Annotated in this window: 20 protein-coding genes; 12 read left to right on the top strand and 8 right to left on the bottom strand. The window is 63.7% G+C overall.

What is annotated here, in order from left to right:
* Window positions 1–191 precede the first annotated feature (191 nt).
* The 6 genes from G4D79_RS13380 to mrf form a co-directional block, all read right to left on the bottom strand.
* Window positions 192–1,571 carry a HAMP domain-containing sensor histidine kinase gene (locus tag G4D79_RS13380; protein ID WP_020908630.1) on the bottom strand — a complete coding sequence of 460 codons (1,380 nt, stop codon included), beginning with the start codon at window positions 1,569–1,571 and terminating at the stop codon, window positions 192–194.
* 65 nt (window positions 1,572–1,636) lie between these two features.
* Entirely contained in the window at window positions 1,637–2,323 is a 687-nt protein-coding gene (locus tag G4D79_RS13375) for a response regulator transcription factor (RefSeq protein ID WP_003946387.1), read from the bottom strand.
* A gap of 70 nt (window positions 2,324–2,393) precedes the next feature.
* The gene (locus G4D79_RS13370; protein ID WP_003946409.1) at window positions 2,394–3,005 is read right to left on the bottom strand and encodes a trimeric intracellular cation channel family protein; all 612 of its coding nucleotides are present in this window, start codon (window positions 3,003–3,005) and stop codon (window positions 2,394–2,396) included.
* Between the two features lie 18 nt (window positions 3,006–3,023).
* Window positions 3,024–3,197, bottom strand: a complete 174-nt coding sequence (gene rpmF, locus G4D79_RS13365; protein ID WP_007727540.1) for a 50S ribosomal protein L32 — start codon at window positions 3,195–3,197, stop codon at window positions 3,024–3,026.
* Window positions 3,197–3,451, bottom strand: coding sequence for a type B 50S ribosomal protein L31 (locus tag G4D79_RS13360; RefSeq protein WP_003946367.1), 255 nt, complete (start codon window positions 3,449–3,451; stop codon window positions 3,197–3,199). The genes rpmF and G4D79_RS13360 overlap by 1 nt, the downstream gene beginning before the upstream one ends.
* Window positions 3,448–4,701 (bottom strand): ribosome hibernation factor-recruiting GTPase MRF, encoded by a 1,254-nt coding sequence (gene mrf, locus G4D79_RS13355; RefSeq protein WP_099698241.1) that lies wholly within the window; start codon window positions 4,699–4,701, stop codon window positions 3,448–3,450. Before mrf ends, G4D79_RS13360 begins: the two co-directional genes overlap by 4 nt.
* Before the next feature lie 104 nt (window positions 4,702–4,805).
* Here mrf and rpmB point away from each other — a divergent pair, with 104 nt between their 5' ends.
* The 7 genes from rpmB (at window position 4,806) to G4D79_RS13320 (ending at window position 8,854) form a co-directional block, all read left to right on the top strand.
* Window positions 4,806–5,036, top strand: coding sequence for a 50S ribosomal protein L28 (rpmB, locus tag G4D79_RS13350; protein WP_099698259.1), 231 nt, complete (start codon window positions 4,806–4,808; stop codon window positions 5,034–5,036).
* 10 nt (window positions 5,037–5,046) lie between these two features.
* Complete coding sequence (rpmG, locus tag G4D79_RS13345; RefSeq protein ID WP_099698242.1) at window positions 5,047–5,211, top strand: 50S ribosomal protein L33; 165 nt, start codon at window positions 5,047–5,049, stop codon at window positions 5,209–5,211.
* A gap of 2 nt (window positions 5,212–5,213) precedes the next feature.
* Window positions 5,214–5,519, top strand: coding sequence for a 30S ribosomal protein S14 (gene rpsN, locus G4D79_RS13340; RefSeq protein ID WP_003946379.1), 306 nt, complete (start codon window positions 5,214–5,216; stop codon window positions 5,517–5,519).
* A gap of 9 nt (window positions 5,520–5,528) precedes the next feature.
* On the top strand, window positions 5,529–5,786 hold the full coding sequence (gene rpsR / locus G4D79_RS13335) for a 30S ribosomal protein S18 (RefSeq protein ID WP_003946414.1): 258 nt from the start codon (window positions 5,529–5,531) through the stop codon (window positions 5,784–5,786).
* Between the two features lie 129 nt (window positions 5,787–5,915).
* Window positions 5,916–6,854, top strand: coding sequence for an AEC family transporter (locus tag G4D79_RS13330; protein ID WP_003946401.1), 939 nt, complete (start codon window positions 5,916–5,918; stop codon window positions 6,852–6,854).
* A gap of 19 nt (window positions 6,855–6,873) precedes the next feature.
* On the top strand, window positions 6,874–7,338 hold the full coding sequence (locus tag G4D79_RS13325) for a hypothetical protein (protein WP_007727550.1): 465 nt from the start codon (window positions 6,874–6,876) through the stop codon (window positions 7,336–7,338).
* Window positions 7,339–7,492: 154 nt separating this feature from the next.
* The gene (locus G4D79_RS13320; protein ID WP_099698243.1) at window positions 7,493–8,854 is read left to right on the top strand and encodes an NAD(P)/FAD-dependent oxidoreductase; all 1,362 of its coding nucleotides are present in this window, start codon (window positions 7,493–7,495) and stop codon (window positions 8,852–8,854) included.
* A gap of 36 nt (window positions 8,855–8,890) precedes the next feature.
* On the opposite strand, the gene G4D79_RS13315 is transcribed toward G4D79_RS13320, so the two are convergent.
* Window positions 8,891–10,408 (bottom strand): PucR family transcriptional regulator, encoded by a 1,518-nt coding sequence (locus G4D79_RS13315; protein ID WP_063315956.1) that lies wholly within the window; start codon window positions 10,406–10,408, stop codon window positions 8,891–8,893.
* 169 nt (window positions 10,409–10,577) lie between these two features.
* Between G4D79_RS13315 and G4D79_RS13310 the strand changes: the two genes are divergently transcribed.
* The 3 genes from G4D79_RS13310 (at window position 10,578) to G4D79_RS13300 (ending at window position 14,521) form a co-directional block, all read left to right on the top strand.
* A complete protein-coding gene (locus G4D79_RS13310) occupies window positions 10,578–12,008 on the top strand; it encodes a gamma-aminobutyraldehyde dehydrogenase (RefSeq protein ID WP_099698244.1) in 1,431 nt (476 codons plus the stop codon).
* Window positions 12,009–12,098: 90 nt separating this feature from the next.
* Window positions 12,099–12,998 (top strand): universal stress protein, encoded by a 900-nt coding sequence (locus G4D79_RS13305; protein ID WP_099698245.1) that lies wholly within the window; start codon window positions 12,099–12,101, stop codon window positions 12,996–12,998.
* Entirely contained in the window at window positions 12,995–14,521 is a 1,527-nt protein-coding gene (locus G4D79_RS13300; protein ID WP_099698246.1) for an APC family permease, read from the top strand. Before G4D79_RS13305 ends, G4D79_RS13300 begins: the two co-directional genes overlap by 4 nt.
* Here the strand turns inward: G4D79_RS13300 and G4D79_RS13295 are convergent.
* Window positions 14,518–15,135, bottom strand: a complete 618-nt coding sequence (locus G4D79_RS13295) for a TetR/AcrR family transcriptional regulator C-terminal domain-containing protein (protein WP_047272565.1) — start codon at window positions 15,133–15,135, stop codon at window positions 14,518–14,520. The genes G4D79_RS13300 and G4D79_RS13295 overlap by 4 nt on opposite strands.
* Window positions 15,136–15,284: 149 nt before the next feature.
* Here G4D79_RS13295 and G4D79_RS13290 point away from each other — a divergent pair, with 149 nt between their 5' ends.
* Together G4D79_RS13290 and G4D79_RS13285 are read left to right on the top strand one after the other, a co-directional pair.
* Entirely contained in the window at window positions 15,285–16,232 is a 948-nt protein-coding gene (locus G4D79_RS13290; protein ID WP_099698247.1) for a nitrilase-related carbon-nitrogen hydrolase, read from the top strand.
* Window positions 16,229–17,254 (top strand): agmatine/peptidylarginine deiminase, encoded by a 1,026-nt coding sequence (locus tag G4D79_RS13285; protein ID WP_099698248.1) that lies wholly within the window; start codon window positions 16,229–16,231, stop codon window positions 17,252–17,254. Before G4D79_RS13290 ends, G4D79_RS13285 begins: the two co-directional genes overlap by 4 nt.
* Window positions 17,255–17,265 lie beyond the last annotated feature (11 nt).

The following is a 17,265-nucleotide window of genomic DNA, read 5'->3' as shown; positions in this document are numbered from 1 at the left end:
GCAGTCACAACTGTTCTGCCGACAATGCTGCCTTGCGCTGCTGAGAAGGCGCTGAGACGTGCCTGTCACTTTACCCAGAGTTCGACGTGAAAAACCGGTGTTGTCGGTTCGGCCCGAAAGACTTTCGGGCCGAACGCATTAAGCCGTGACGTCAGTCACCGAAGCGCGGGACCAACGGTCTACAGAACACGCTACTCGGCACTCGGCCCCGGTTCACCGGGAAGCACGATACGAACAAGCGCTCCCCCACGATCGGATTCGTCGATCGCGATGGTGCCGCCGTGCTTGACGACGACCTGACGCACAATCGCAAGTCCCAGACCCGATCCCGGCATCGAACGTGCCGCGGTCGACCGGTAGAAACGATCGAACACCAACTCCCGATCCTCCTCCGGAATTCCAGGTCCCGCATCACTTACGGTCAATTCCAACAATCCTTGACCCACCGGACGCATTTCGACGCGTACCTGTTCGCCCTTAGGACTCCACTTCGCAGCGTTGTCGAGGACGTTCAGCACGGCACGCGACAGGCCCGCTTGATCTCCGTAGACGTACCACGGAGTGGTGACCGCCTCGAACTCGATTTCGTTGCGCCTGCGCCGCGCTCGTTCGAGCGCACGCTCGACGACGTCGCTGACGTCGACGCGCTCGTACACGGTTTCGGGTGCGTCTTCGCGGGCCAGATCGACGAGGTCACCGACCAGAGTCGACAGTTCCTCGATCTGCGCAACGACATCGGCACGAAGTTCTGCCATGTCCTCGTCGGGAATCTGCGGCGCACCGGGGCGACTGGACGCGATCAGCAATTCCATGTTGGTGCGCAACGAAGTCAACGGCGTCCGCAACTCGTGTCCGGCGTCCGCGACGAGGCGCGACTGACGCTCACGGGACTCGGCGAGCGCCCGCAGCATCGTGTTGAAACTCTCTGTCAGGCGCGCCAATTCGTCGCTGCCGGTAACGGGGATCTGCGTCAGATCGTCGGTCCGAGCGACTCGTTCGGTGGCAGCAGTCAGCCTGGCAATAGGTCGTAAACCGGTGCGGCCCACGGTAGTACCCGCCACCGCCGCAAGTATGACGCCACACCCGCCGACCACGAAGAGCACCCAGGCCAGACGGTCCAGTACCGCAACGGTCGGCGCGAGCCGCTGACCGATCACCAAAGTGCTTCCGTCATGGGTTCGTTGAGCCAGCACTCGCTGACCGTCGACCGTTCGCAGCGAGGAATCCGATTCGCCACGCGCTACGGCGTCTTCGGCTTCACCGATCGGCACGTCGGAACCGGGCGGCTGGTACGTGCTCAGGTCCGAGAAGATCAGGGCCACACTGATGTCGGTGGTGTACAGCGTCGCACCGGAGATGTAGCGAGGATCGAATCGCACGACATTGCTGTCGATCAGCACCGCTGCCCTGGTACGCAACTGGTGATCGACGTCCGCGTAGAGCGCACGCGAAACCACCGCGTAGGCAGCGATCGCCATGACTGCGACGGCAATGGCCACCACCGACGCGGCGAGCAGCGTCACACGCCAACGCAATGACACCGAACGGGTCAGTGGCATCGGCGGGCGCATTTCGACGGACGCTTGGGTGGTGGAGGATTTCTTCGGTTCGGCGTTCTTGCCGAACGGAGCGGTGATCACGGAGGCGTCTCCCGCAGGACGTATCCGACTCCGCGGACGGTGTGGATCAACCTCGGTTCGCCGTCGGCTTCCGTCTTGCGACGCAGGTAGCCGACATACACCTCGAGGGCATTGCCGGACGTCGGGAAGTCGTATCCCCACACTTCTTCGAGAATGCGTCCACGGGTCAGCACGCGGCGTGGGTTGGCCATGAGCATTTCGAGGAGGGAGAACTCGGTGCGCGTCAGGCTGATCGATCGCTCTCCGCGCTTGACCTCACGGGTGACCGGGTCGAGGGTGAGGTCCTCGAACGCCATCATTTCGGAATCGGCGTCCAGATCGGGCGCGGTGCGGCGAAGTAGTGCACGCAACCTGGCAAGCAACTCTTCCAAAGCGAAGGGCTTGGGCAGGTAGTCGTCCGCTCCGGCATCGAGACCGGCCACTCGCTCGCTGACCGAATCGCGGGCGGTGAGCACGAGGATGGGCAGGTCGTCGCCGGCACTGCGAAGACGACGGCACACTTCGAGTCCGTCGAGTCGCGGCATCATGACGTCGAGCACGACGGCGTCGGGCCGGTTGGCGAGGATCTTCTCGAGTGCGTCGAGTCCGTCGACCGCGAGCTCGACCGTGTAGCCGTTGAAGCTGAGCGACCGCCGAAGCGACTCGCGAACCGCCCGGTCGTCGTCGACCACCAAAATACGCATACCGACAGTTTGGACTGAAGTGCTGAGATGCGGCTGAGAGGGTCCGATTCCGGCCTCCGGCGTGTCGCGGTCAGTCCCGGGTTCGCCTCGGCCCGGGCAGGCTCCAATGACGCCATAACGCAAGCAGTCTGAACACCGCGGCGAACGCTGTGCCGCACACCAGCGCGGCGTTGGTGGACAGTCCGGCTTGCGAGACTGTGACCACCAACGCAGCGCCGAGCAGTGCGGGAACCGCGTACAGGTCCTTGTGCAGGAGCAGTGGCACCTCGTTGACGAGAACGTCGCGGATCACGCCGCCGCCGATCGCCGCGGTCGCACCGATCAACGTCGCCGCCAGCGAACTGGCGTTGTTGTCCAGCGCGATGACGGCGCCGGTGCTCGCGAACAAGCCCATCCCCAGTGCGTCGAGCGCCAGGATTTCACGACGCAGTCGATTGAGCGGCTCGTGGAGGTAGAACACGGCGAGTGAGGTGGCGGCGGCCGTTCCGAAGTACGGCCAACTGCTCAGAGAGCTGGGCGGATGGACGCCGAGGAGAACGTCGCGGACGATACCGCCGCCGATGCCGGTGAACACACCCACCGAGCACACCCCGAAGATGTCGAGTCGCTTGGTGACGCCCACCAGGGCACCCGAGGCCGCGAACGCCACGATGCCCACCAGTTCGAGGATCCTCAGCAGCACCGGCCAAGGATCGCACGGTCAGATGCGGCTCGGGTCGATCACCCCGAGTCGAACTGCTTTGACCAGTCGCCGAGGGACTCGGTGGGTCTGGCCGAAGGCTGTGACCTCGACCAGATCGGGCGCCGTCGCCTTCCACTGGGCACGACGGCTGCGCGTGTTGGAACGGGACATCTTCCGCTTGGGAACGGCCATCAGAGTGCCTTGCGCTTTCCGTAGCGCCGCTCGAACTTCTCGACGCGTCCGGCGGTGTCCATCACACGTTGCGCTCCGGTCCAGAACGGGTGAGAGTCGCTCGTGACGTCGACGACCAGCAGCGGGTACGTGCCACCATCTTCCCATTCGACGGTGCGCTCACTCGTCACGGTCGATCGGGTCAGGAAGCTCTTGCCGGTGCTGGCGTCCTGGAAGACCACCGGGTGGTAGTCGGGGTGCATCTGCTTCTTCATTCGTTTCCCTCTCGCGTTGATTCGGTTTCGGCATAAGGTGATTCGGATTCGTCACACGGGTCTTCGTGAAACTCGCCGAACGGGTCTTCCCACGTTGCCCACGACGCTTCGTCCGCCAATTCGTCGTCGGTGACCAAGGCGTGCTGCAGTGTTCGGTCGATCTCGAGCGGGTTCGCACCGCACGTCAGAACGACCATCGAGGTGTCGCGATCACCGAAACGCTCGTCCCATTTCAGGGCCGCGAGTGCACGGCGTTCAGCTGGAACGCGGTCTCGTTCCTCCGGCGTCATCGCGGCAAGCCAGGTGTCAGCGCTGGCAACTCGCAGGCCACCGCCCGCCGATTCGAGCCAGAGCGCTTCACCCGGTTGGGTTGCCACCCAGACTCGCCCTCGGGAGTACACGACGCCTTCGAGCAGGACGTCGATCGCCTCGTGCAGACGTCCGGGGTGGAACGGCCGGTTCGCGGTGAACTCGACGAGCATCACTCCGCCGTCGTCGTCGAGCGGCGGCTGGCGACGCAACAGCGGTGAGTGAGCGTCGGCCAGTTCACCGCGTCGCGCATCCGCAGGCATCTCGAGGAGCAGTGCCTCGATGTCGTCTCCCTCATCGAAGACGGGTACCCGTGGAGCGATGCGCGCGAGAACCGCGTTCAAGCGGGACCGCTGCCAGCCGTCGAGCGCATCGGACCCGCGTAGGACGAGCGCGTCGGCGAAGTCGACCTGCCCGACGACGACCTGAGCCAGGGTGCGGTCGTCGTCGAGAGCTTCGTCGCCGGTGGCGTCTGCCAGCCAGGTCGCCGCGTCGATGCACGTCACGACGGCATCGACGCGGACGTCCCGCTGCGCCGGTCCGTCCAGTTGGCCGACGACGCCGGTCACGACGACGTGCTCGATCGCCCAGCACAGCGCCTCGGGCTCGAGTTGCCGGTCCAACAGCAACACGATCCGCTGCACCGAACTGTGCGAGTGAAGCCGGCGCAGGAGCGGCAGCAAGTCTTCGCGCAGGGTGCAGGAGACGCAGCCGTGCGCGAGCTCGAGGATCGTCTCGCGCTCGGACACAGTGCCGGCAGACCCGGCACTCCCGGTCATCGAGGTGACCGTCCGCCGGACCACCCCTTCACGGACGTGGCTCAGGTCGTGGTGGACCAGAACAGTTCCGGTTCGCAGCAACGCTCGTGCGGTGTGTGGGGTGGATTCGCTCATGCCGGCGACCAGGACCAGCGGAGTCCTGCCGTCCAAGATCGTGTTCACAGCGGGCCTTTCTGGGAATGATTGTCATTACCGAGGTTGAACGGTACATTGATCTCACCGCATTGTCGAAAATGATTGTCATCTGCAAGTTGAAAGGAACACCCATGTCGGCTCACTGCCAAGTGACCGGACGTGTGCCGGGGTTCGGAAAATCCGTCTCGCACTCTCACAAGCGTTCGAACCGTCGCTGGAACCCGAACATCCAGCGCAAGACCTACCTCCTGCCCAGCGAGGGGCGTCGCATCACACTCACGCTCTCGACCAAGGGCATCAAGACGATCGACCGCGACGGCATCGAATCCGTCGTCGCCCGGATCCGCGCGCGCGGCGAGTAGGTCTGAGCAGATGGCACGCAACGAGATCCGCCCGATCGTGAAACTCAAGTCCCCCGCGGGCACCGGGTACACGTACGTGACCCGCAAGAACCGTCGTAACGACCCCGATCGACTCGTACTGAAGAAGTACGACCCGGTGCTGCGAAAGCACGTCGATTTCCGAGAAGAGAAGTAGGCATGGCCAAGAAGTCGAAGATCGCGAAGAACAACCAGCGACGGGTCGTCGTCGAGCGGTACGCGGAGCAGCGGTCCGCTCTCAAGGAGACGATCCGCTCCCCGAAAAGCTCGGCAGAGGAGCGCGCGAAGGCCCAAGCGACCCTGCAACGTCTACCACGCGACGCCAGTCCGGTACGATTGCGCAATCGAGACGCTGCGGATGGACGTCCGCGCGGCCACCTGCGGAAGTTCGGGCTCTCCCGGATTCGCGTGCGAGAAATGGCGCACCGTGGGGAACTGCCTGGCGTACACAAGTCGAGCTGGTAAGGAAGTCGGATGGCAGTCAAGCGTTCACCGTCGAAGAAGCCACGCCCCGTAGAGGGTCGTAAGCCCAAGAAGAACCCGTTGTTCGCAGCGAAGATCACGCATGTCGATTACAAGGACATCAACTTGCTTCGCACGTTCATCTCGGACCGCGGCAAGATCCGCAGCCGTCGCGTCACGGGCCTGACCCCGCAGCAGCAGCGTCAGGTCGCCGTTGCAGTGAAGAACGCACGCGAAATGGCGTTGCTCCCCTTCACCGCCGCCCGGTAGTCATACGTGCTCGGTAGTCACACGTAGAAGTACCGAAGAGGTCGCGCAGTCACTCGACTGCGCGGCCTTTTTGTTGCCCGGACTAAGATTTCCCGAAGTCGTTCATTCCAGTCGAGAGGTGCCCGCAGCGTGTCGGGAGTTGTTGCGGGTTTCACCGTAATTTTTGTTGTCATCGCGGTTGGGTATCTCCTCGGCCGTCTCGGCACCCTCGGTAGCCAAGGACAGTTCGTTCTCGGTCGACTCGTCTTCTTCGTCGCGACGCCTGCCCTGCTGTTCACCACCCTCGCGTCGTCCGATCTTTCGGTGATCTTCTCGCCGACGCTCGCCGTTGCGTCGGCTACTGCCTTTGCCGTCGGCGCTCTGTACGTCGTCGTCGCAAAGATCTGGCTCAACCGGCCGCTACCCGAACTGACCATCGGCGCGCTGTCGGCTTCGTACGTGAATTCAGCCAACCTCGGAATCCCGATCGCGGTGTTCGTGCTCGGCGATGCCACGTTCGTCGCGCCGCTCCTGCTCTTCCAGATCGTCGTGTACTCCCCGATCGCCTTGACGATCCTCGATCTGACGGCCCTTCGCGGCGCGGATGCCGAGAAGCTCTCGTTGATCGACACCGTCACCGCCCCGTTCAAGAATCCGATCGTGCTCGCGGGCGCTGCGGGGTTGATCGTCGCATTGATCGGTTGGGTACCGCCCCGGCCGCTGATGCAGCCTTTCGAATTGATCGGCGCGACGTCGGTACCCGGTGCGCTGTTGGCATTCGGGCTCTCGCTCTACGGCGTGCGGGTGCTGGAGAAGGGCTCGAGTCCACGCCGCGACGTCGCGCTGGCGTCGACGCTCAAGATCGTGGTCCAACCTGTGCTGGCCTATCTGATGGCGCATTTCCTCCTCGGCATCGACGGTCATCAGTTGTTCGCCATCGTGGTCGTCTCGACGTTGCCGACGGCGCAGAACGTCTTCATCTACGCAAGCCGCTATCGGCGCGGAATGGTCCTCGCCCGAGACAGTGCCTTTGTCACCACTTTGGCGTCAATTCCGGCAATTGCGCTGGTCACAGCGCTACTCGCTTGAGCAGGGTTACGGTGGATTCATGCGTGTACTAACCCTCGCCGTTCTGGCCTGCCTTGCTGTGGCCGGATGCTCCGTCGGGGCCCAGACCACGGGGCCGGTTGCCGCACCGAATCCGATGGCGGCCAACGAAGCAAGTCCCGCCGACTGGTCGCTCGGAACCCCCGTTCCCGACGAGGTCGACGACAGCGAGATGGGCACGGAGTTCGACAGCCGCACCGACATCGTGGGTGCGACGGCCACGATGTTCGAATCGTGGTCCGAGGTCGACGATCACACGGTGGCCGTCCACTTCGTGACCGGCACTCCGGAGTGCTACGGCGCGTACGCAACCGTCGAAGAGACCGATACGACGGTGATCGTCACGCTCCGAACCGGGGCACTGCCCGAGGCCGCGGACAAGATGTGCATTCTGGTTGCCGTGTTCGGCAGCTTGGATGTCCCGCTGAGCCGACCGCTCGGCGATCGTCACGTCATCAACGGCTAGCTGCGCGCCTAAACGGCACAAGTTCGACGATCGAACACGCCGTTTCGTCAGGTGTGGTGTGCGTCTCCTCGGGACAGACTGAAAACCGACACCCGTTCACTCGCTCGTCGGCAGCTTTCGACTCGAGCGGTGCTCAACATGAAGGAGCTCGCAAGTGCCTACTCTCCAGAGAGACGTTGCAATCGTCGGCGCCGGCCCCTCTGGCCTGGCAGCTGCAACCGCGCTGCGCAAGGCCGGTTTGACCGTCGCTGTAATCGAAGCGCGCGACCGCGTCGGCGGCCGCACGTGGACCGACACCATCGACGGAGCAGTTCTGGAAATCGGCGGCCAGTGGGTCTCCCCCGACCAGACCGCCCTGATCGCCTTGCTCGACGAACTCGGCCTGAAAACTTTCGAGCGCTACCGCGAGGGCGAGTCCGTCTACATCTCGTCAGCGGGCGAGCGGACGCGATACACGGGTGATTCCTTCCCCACGAACGACACCACGAAGAAGGAGATGGACCGTCTCATCGACGAGATGGACGATCTCGCAGCGCAGATCGGCGCCGAGGAACCGTGGGCACATCCCCTCGCCCGCGATCTCGACACAGTCTCCTTCAAGCAGTGGCTGATCAATCAGTCCGACGACGCCGAGGCACGTGACAACATCGGTCTCTTCATCGCCGGTGGCATGCTCACCAAGCCCGCCCACTCGTTCTCTGCCCTGCAGGCCGTACTCATGGCCGCTTCCGCAGGCTCGTTCTCCCATCTCGTCGACGAGGACTTCATCCTCGACAAGCGAGTGATCGGCGGAATGCAGCAGGTATCGATCCGCATGGCAGAGGCCCTCGGCGACGACGTCTTCCTCAACGCACCCGTGCGTACGGTGCAGTGGAACGAATCCGGTGCAACGGTGTTGGCGGACGGCGATGTTCGCGTCGAGGCAAGCCGAGTGATCCTGGCCGTACCGCCCAACCTCTACTCCCGGATCTCGTACGATCCCCCGCTGCCGCGTCGTCAGCACCAGATGCACCAGCACCAGTCCCTCGGCCTCGTCATCAAGGTTCACGCGGTGTACGAGACGCCTTTCTGGCGCGAAGACGGCCTCTCCGGCACCGGCTTCGGCGCGTCCGAGGTAGTGCAGGAGGTGTACGACAACACCAACCACGAGGACGATCGCGGCACCCTGGTCGCTTTCGTCTCCGACGAGAAGGCCGACGCGATGTTCGAGCTTTCCGTCGAGGAGCGTAAGGCCACGATTCTGGCCTCACTTGCCCGCTATCTCGGCCCGAAGGCCGAAGAGCCGGTTGTGTACTACGAATCCGACTGGGGCTCGGAGGAATGGACCCGCGGTGCGTACGCAGCGAGCTTCGACCTCGGAGGCCTGCACCGCTACGGCGCGGATTCCCGCACGCCCGTCGGCCCGATTCACTTCTCGTGCTCCGACATTGCGGCCGAGGGGTACCAGCACGTCGACGGTGCCGTTCGGATGGGTCAGCGAACCGCAGCCGACATCATCGCTCGCAGCAAGGCCTGACGGCCGCTTTGCCAAGTCTCGATCATTGCCCGGCAGTCACGATTGCCGGGCAATGATCGAGAGCAGTAGTTCGGCCCGAACCCTGGCCACTTCCAGCCGACAGTCGATCAGGCTCTCCACCTTCGCCATTCGGCTCCGCAGTGTGTGCCGGTGAACGCCCATCGTGATGGCGGCCGCTTCCCAGTGTCCGTTGGCCTCGAGAAATGCCCGCAGCGACGCCAGCAGTTCGGTGCCGTTGTCACGGTCGTAGTCCTCGATCGGTGTGATCATCGTTTCCGCCAGCGTGTTGAGCACTTCACGCGTCGAATCGAAAGACAGCAGCACACTTCCGGTCAGAGCTGCGAATTCCAAAGGCTCGCCACCGATTTCCGCCGCCGACGCACACAACTGGGACTGTTCGACGGCGACCGCCAGCGCAGCGACCACCCGTCGCGCGCTCAAGCCGACACGAAGCGCGCGAAGATCCGACCGCGATACCCCGCCGAGCAACTCTCGGGCGAACTCGACGTCGTCGGTTCCACGCAGCAGCACCGTGACGCGAGTGTCGTTGATCCGCGAGAACAACTGGCGCCCTGCCTTGTTCATGAACTCGGCAATCTCGGCTCCGACGCGTCCCGCTACGTCGGACGTGTCGGCAAGAACTGTCAATCCTCGGATCATTCCCTCGCCGTCGGCGGCCTGCCTGATCTGTTGCCACGCCGGCGCCGGGTCGCGATCCTCGGTGAGCAGCAGCCCGAGGGCGTGCGAATTCAACTGATCCTGAGTAGCACGCAGACGCGCAGGTTTCTCGAAGTCCAACGCCAACAACGAGTTCGCGTGACCGAGCAGTATCTGATCGACGTAGCTGAGCGCCGAAGCACTGATCACCGCCAGGTATCCGTACGGCGTTCGCCCGACGCTGATCTGCTGCACCGCGATCGACGCTCCAGACCTTGCGAGCGTCACGCTACTGGAGGCACCGCCCCCGAGAGTTGCTCGCAGTTCGTCGATCACGTCGTCCGTCGGCAGTTGAGGTGAGCTCTCGAGAACTCTTCCGGCGACGTCGAGAAGAAGCACCGTCGCCGAGGTTGCGATCGCCAGTTCACGCACGGTTGCGGCAGTTCCGCCGGAAATGACGGCACGCGTCATCCGCGGTTGCGCCCGCGACGCCCGGAGGACAGCTTCATATTCCTGCTCTGCCAACCGGCTCATTACGCGCTTGACGACGGCAGCAAAAGGCGTCGGCAGCGGCACCTCGATCAGCGGGAGTCCGATCTCGTCGGCGACGGCCACCAGATCGGCCGGGACCTCGGGGTACGAGAGCCCGGTTCCGAATCCCACCGCCGCCACACCTGCCGCGTCGAGCATTCGGAGATAGCGGCCGCGCTTTTGCTGAGTGGACGGCAATCGGATGCCGGTGGTGAGGATGAATTCGCCGCCGGTCAACCACCGGAAAGGGTCGAGCAACTCCGTGGCGTGCGCAAATGTGATTTCGCGACCGACACCCCGCGCCCCACCTTTGAGTTCCAGCGCGAGGTCCGGCTGCGCCAACATCCACCGCACAGCGATCGTCATGGGCTGGACTGTACAACTCGGCGCGTCGGCGATCAAAGATTTCACCTTTTTGGCAGCTGCCTTTACTTGTGAGTCAGCGCACACTTGCTCACACACGCCCCACAAAGTGCGAGTTCCGTGCTGATCACCTCGGCCGGAACTCGTTCGACCTCGAGAGGAACCGGTACCGATGTCGATCGTCGTACTCGAGAACTACATCAACGGTGAATTCGTCGCCTCAGCCGCGACGGAAACACTCGACCTGATCAACCCCGTGGACGAGAGTGTGGTCGGGCGTACGCCGGTCTCCACGAAGGAAGACGTCGACGCCGCCGTCGAAGCAGCACGGCGCGCATTCGAGACCTGGGGTAAGACGACACCAAGCGTGCGGCAGGCTGCACTCCTCAAGCTCGCCGACGCCATCGAAGCGCACAGCGACGAAATCGTCGCAGCCGAAAGCGCCAACACCGGCCAGGCTCACCAGATGATCGCCGACGAAGAGGTCAAGGTCGGAGCCGATCAGATGCGGTTCTTCGCCGGAGCCGCACGACTTCTCGAGGGCAAGGCGGCCGGAGAGTACATGGAGGGTTTCACCTCCTACGTCCGTCGTGAGCCGATCGGCGTCGTCGGTCAGGTCACGCCCTGGAACTACCCGTTCATGATGGCGCTGTGGAAGATCGGGCCCGCCCTCGCGGCCGGCAACACGATCGTCCTCAAGCCCAGCGACACCACACCGGGCAGCACGCTGGTCCTGGCGAAGCTCTCGAAGGGCATCCTGCCGGACGGTGTGTTCAACGTCGTGCTCGGCAACGGCGGAACCGGAGCGACGTTGGTGGAGAACCCGGCCCTCGGTCTCGTCTCGATCACCGGTTCGGTGCGGGCGGGCATCGCTGTCGCCGTGTCCGCAGCACAGCAACTCAAGCGCGCGCACCTCGAACTGGGCGGCAAAGCGCCGGCGATCGTCTTCGGCGACGTCGACATCGAGAAGACCGCCACCGGCATCGCCGAGGCAGCGTTCTTCAACGGCGGCCAGGATTGCACCGCGGCCACTCGCGTGATCGTTCACGAGTCCATCCACGATCAGCTCGTCGAAGCCCTCGTCCGGAACGCCGAGAAGCTGCGCCCCGGAGCGCCTTCCGATCCTGATGCCTTCTACGGCCCGCTCAACAACATCAATCACTTCAACGCCGTGAGCGACAAGATCGCGAACCTGCCGGCGTCGGCCAAGATCGTTACCGGCGGAAAGCGTTCGGGCGAAACCGGATTCTTCTTCGAGCCGACCGTCATCACCGGCGTCGCGCAATCGGACGACATCGTGCAGGAAGAGACTTTCGGTCCTATCCTCACAGTCCAGAGCTTCTCCGACGAGAAGGAGGCGATCACGCTTGCCAACGACGTTCGGTTCGGCCTGGCCTCGAGCATCTGGACCAAGGATCACGGTGTCACGCAACGCGTCTCCGCTGCTCTCGACTTCGGTGCGGTGTGGATCAACTGCCACATCCCGCTCGTCGCCGAAATGCCGCACGGCGGCTTCAAGTATTCCGGTTACGGCAAGGATCTCTCGGCCTACGGAGTCGAGGACTACACCCGTCTCAAGCACGTCATGAGTTCGCACGACTGAGTCGCCGCCCCTCCTGCTGTGCGCCTTTATCAACCCCCCGCGGTTAATAAAGGCGCACAGCAGATTCCTCCAATCCGGAAAAGAGCCACCATGCGCCTTATCGTCGGATACCTCGCCACACCCAGCGGTAAAGACGGGCTGGTCCTCGGGGCCCAGCTCGCGCGCAGTCTCGGCGCGCAACTCGACATCTGCATGGTCCTCCCACCGGATCGGACACTGCCCGCCAAGGTTCCCTCGGAAGCCGGCTACGACGACATCCTCGCCGCGCGTGCACACGACTGGCTCGCCGAGGCGAAAGCGTCGGTGCCCGAGAGCATCCAGGTGGCAGTACACCTGAGCTTCCACGAGTCGTTTGCTCAGGGCCTGCTCGACGAAGTGGACCGACTGAATGCGCTCGCGATCGTGGTGGGAGCTTCCGGCGACGGTCTGCTCGGCCGTCACGCGATAGGTTCGGTCTCGACCGAACTGCTTCACTCCGCCCACGTCCCGGTAGCACTGGCGCCTCGCGGAACGCGGCACTCGGCGGCCACTACGATACGAGAGGTCACCTGTGCACTCGGCACCCGTGTCGGCGCCGACATCGTCTTGAACACCGCCGTGCGCGCCAGCGAACTGATGCAGGTTCCGTTGCGACTGGTCTCACTGGTAGCGCTCGACCCCCAGAACGATCTGCGCGATCATCGCGACACCGCCGAGTCGGCCAGGGAGCGTGCACGAAATCACGCTCAGGACACACTCGACGTCGCAAGAGCCGCGCTCCCCGCGGAGTTCCCCATCGAGGTCATCATTGCCGACGGATCTACCGTGGAATCGGCAGTGCGTCAACTGGACTGGCAGGACGGCGACCTCGTGATGGTCGGTTCAAGTCGACTCGCACAGCCCCGCAAACTGTTCCTGGGCTCGACCGCCGCCAAGATGCTGCGCGTACTGCCCGTACCCATGGTCGTAGTGCCCAAGCACGAATTCACCCAGCCGGAGGCACTGTCATGACCAGCACCGAACTGAGTTCCAAAGGCCTCGCCACCGGCAAGATCGGCATGATCTCCGGCGCGGTGCTCGGAATCTCCTCCGTGGCACCGGGTTACACCCTGACGGCCAGCATCGGATTGATCGTCGCTGCGGTCGGTCTCAAGATGCCCGCCATCTTCATCGCCGGCTTCATCCCGATGTTCCTCACCGCGTACGCGTACCGCGAACTGAACTCCGACACTCCTGACTGCGGAGCGTCATTCACGTGGTCCACCAAGGCATTCGGACCGTACGTCGGCTGGATGTGCGGCTGGGGCATGGTGATCGCCACCATCATCGTGCTCTCGAATCTCGCTGCGATTGCCGTCGACTTCTTCTATCTGTTCATCGCGCGGGTGGCCGACAATCCCTCCATCGCCGATCTGCCGGGCAATAAATTCGTCAACGTCGGCACCACACTGGTGTTCATCGCGTTGGCCACCTGGATTGCCAGTCGGGGAATCACGACCAGCGAGCGCGTACAGTTCGCGCTCGTAGGCTTCCAGATGGTGCTGCTGGTCGTCTTCGCCGTCGTTGCACTGGTTCACGTCGGCGCCGGCGATGCCCCGGCCGGATTGTCCTTCGACCTGAGTTGGTTCAACCCGTTCAGCGGACTCGCCATCGGTGCGTTTGTCATCGGACTCACCGGATCGATCTTCGCGTTCTGGGGCTGGGATACCTGTCTCACGCTGGGCGAGGAGTCGAAGAACCCCAAGAAGACCCCGGGCCGCGCCGGTTTGCTCTGTGTCGCAACCATTCTCCTGACCTACCTGCTGGTCGCTGTTGCCGCGATGATGTACGCCGGCGTCGGCGAGGAAGGCCTCGGCCTCGGCAACCCCGACAACTCCGAGAACGTCTTCGGCGCTCTGGCCGACCCGGTCCTGGGCAACTGGGGCGGAATGCTTCTGTTCCTCGCGGTCTTCGTCTCCTCCGTCGCCAGCCTGCAGACCACGTTTCTGCCCGCCGCACGAACCATGCTCGCCATGGGCGCGTACGGAGCCTTCCCCAAGAAGCTCGCCGAGGTCTCCCCTCGCTTCCTGGTGCCGTCCTACGCCACGGTCGTGGCCGGCGCGGTGACCGCAGTGTTCTACAGCGTTGTCACGTTCCTGTCCGAAAGTGCACTGCTCGACACGATCGCCGCACTCGGCATCATGATCTGCTGGTACTACGGCATCACCGCATTCGCGTGCGTGTGGTACTTCCGCAAGACGCTTTTCGAGAGCGTACGAAACTTCGTCTTCCGGTTCGCGTTCCCACTCATCGGTGGTCTCATGCTGCTTGCGGTATTCGTCATTTCGGTCCAGGAGAGTATGAATCCGGACAACGCCAGCGGAGCATCCATCGGCGGGATCGGCCTGGTCTTCTTCCTCGGGTTCGGAATCCTCATCCTCGGCGCGGTCCTGATGATGGTCATGCGAGTGCGCAATCCCGAGTTCTTCGAGGGCAAGACCCTCAATCGCGACACGGAGGCTCTGCGCGACGAGAACGACCTCAGCGTGTCCTAGGAGTCACTAGCTTCGGGGGCCTGCGCGATCAGGCCCGCCATCAACACGCGCAAGCCGAATTCGAAGGCGGCGTCGGCACGTTCGGGATTTTTCCCGGATGTTGCCAACGCCGCCTTCATCGCGTCGTTGGCTTCGGGTCCAGACGCCCACTGGACGTCCGGCGCCGCCAGGTCCAAGGCCGAACCGAGAACAAAACTGTCGACGGTCGTGATCGCGTGCAGTGTTTCGGTCGGGTCGAAGCCACCATCGGCAAATGCCTGCGCCAATGCGTTGTAGAGGGTGAACGCCACACCGGCCTGCACCGTCTGGGCAGTGAAGAGCGGAATCAGACGAGGATGCGCGGCGTAGCTTCGCCGGTACTCGGCTGCCAGCGCCGCGACGGTCTCACTCCAGGTCCCCGAGGCCGACTCGACGTCGATTCCTGCCATCAGCTGAGCCCTCATCAGTTCGACGATCTCGGCTCGTCCGGAAACGTGGTTGTAGAGCGAGGACGGTCGAACCTTCAGTCTTGCGGCGAGTCCCGGCATGGTGAAGTCGCCGGATTCGTCCACCGACTCGATCGCTGCCTCGGTGATGATCGCCGGTGAGAGCAGTCGTTGCGATGGCCGCGGCATATGTCCTCCTGTAGTGATCCACACCGTCCGGGGCGCTGCAAAAAACAATTCCTCGAAAGTCCTTGATCAATCAGCGCTCACCCACCATACTTAACGAATCACATTCGTTTTACGTTGAACGTCGAATACCCGAGCACCGAGGAAACCCCATGCTGACGATCACCGCCCTCACCCCACCCGAGTCACCGGCCGCGACTTCGCCGTCCACGTCCACCCCTCTGCGTGTAGGTCTCGTCCAACATCGCTGGCACGAGGACCAAGACGACCTCCACGCTGAATTGAGCGAAGGCATTGCGTCCGCAGCGAAGCTGGGCGCTTCCGTGGTCTTTCTTCCGGAGCTGACGCTCAGCCGCTACCCCGCCTCCACCCCGGCCGGCGACAATCCCGGACGCGCGGCGGAAGACCTGCTCACCGGACCCACTTTCGCCTTCGCCACCAAGGCCGCCGCGGAGAACCAGGTTCTCGTTCACGCGTCGTTGTACGAGCGCAGCGACGCCGAGGACGGCCTGGGCTTCAACACCGCGATCCTGGTCTCGCCCGGGGGTGAACTTCTCGGTCGTACCCGCAAGCTCCACATTCCGGTGACGGCCGGGTACTACGAGGACACGTACTTTCGCGGCGGTCCGTCCGAGGCCGCATACCCCGTTCACGAGGCACTCGGCGCCAAGTTCGGTCTCCCGACATGCTGGGACGAGTGGTTCCCCGAGGTCGCACGTGCATACTCCCTCGCCGGTGCCCAGGTCCTGGTGTACCCGACGGCGATCGGCTCGGAACCCGATCACCCGAACTTCGACACCCAACCGCTGTGGCAGCAAGTGATCGTCGGAAACGGTATCGCCAACGGCACTTTCATGGTTGTCCCCAATCGCCACGGCAGTGAAGGTCTCATCACCTTCTACGGTTCGTCGTTCATCTCGGACCCGTACGGACGCATCCTCGTTCAGGCTCCGCGCGACGAATCAGCCGTCCTGGTCGCAGATCTCGACCTGCAGCACCGTGAAGACTGGCTTGCCCTGTTCCCGTTCCTGGCCACTCGCCGACCCGACACCTACTCGGCCCTGACCGCACCGGTGAACACTGCAGGAGCCAACCGATGACCTGGCGCATGCCCGCGGAAAGTGAGCCGCACGAACGTACCTGGATGGCGTACCCGAGCGCCGGATACTCTCTCGGGGACACTGCGGAAGAGCAGCACGAAGCGCGCTCGACGTGGGCGGCCGTCGCCCACGCTGTCGCCGAATTCGAGCCGGTCACCGTCGTCGTCGATCCCGCCGAAGTCGAAGAAGCACGAAAGTACCTGTCCGAGAAGGTCGACATCGTCGAGGCACCTCTCGACGACGCGTGGATGCGCGACATCGGGCCGACGTTCGTCCTGTCCGACGAAGGCCGTCTCGGCGGAGTCAACTGGGTGTTCAACGGCTGGGGTGCACAGGATTGGGCGCAGTGGGACAAGGACTCGAAGATCGGCGCATTTGTCGTCGAACAATCCGGTGCCCAGTTGATCGACTCACCAATCGTCAACGAGGGCGGCGGTATTCAAGTCGACGGTCTCGGCACCGTCTTGGTCACCGAAACCGTCCAACTCGATCCGGGACGAAACCCCGACCTGACGAAGGCCGACATCGAGGCCGAACTCGCCCGCACCATCGGCGCCAAGCACGTGATCTGGCTTCCCCGCGGGTTGACCCGCGATCAGGAGACCTACGGAACGCGCGGACACGTCGACATCGTCGCTGCCATCTCTTCCCCCGGAGTGGTACTCGTCCATGACCAACGCAATCCGGTGCACCCCGACTACGCCGTCAGCAAGACGATCATCGAGTTGTTCGAAAGCTCGACGGACGTCGGCGGCCGGCCGTGGAAGGTCATTCGGGTACCCGCTCCCGAAATCCTGCGCGACGACGCGGGATTCGTCGACTACAGCTACATCAACCACCTCGTGGTCAATCGTGGAGTGATCGCCTGCAGCTTCGACGATCCGGCCGACGCCGAAGCGGCCCGGATCCTGTCAGCCGCTTACCCCGGACGCACTGTCGTCACCGTCGACGCCAGACCGTTGTTCGAACGTGGCGGCGGCATCCACTGCATCACCCAGCACCAGCCCGCTGAACAAGACTGACGGCGGCAGAA

Origin of the sequence: Rhodococcus sp. WY5, assembly GCF_018588185.1 — a bacterium.
Taxonomy (GTDB): domain Bacteria; phylum Actinomycetota; class Actinomycetes; order Mycobacteriales; family Mycobacteriaceae; genus Rhodococcus_F; species Rhodococcus_F qingshengii.
This window is presented reverse-complemented; position numbering and strand designations above follow the sequence as displayed.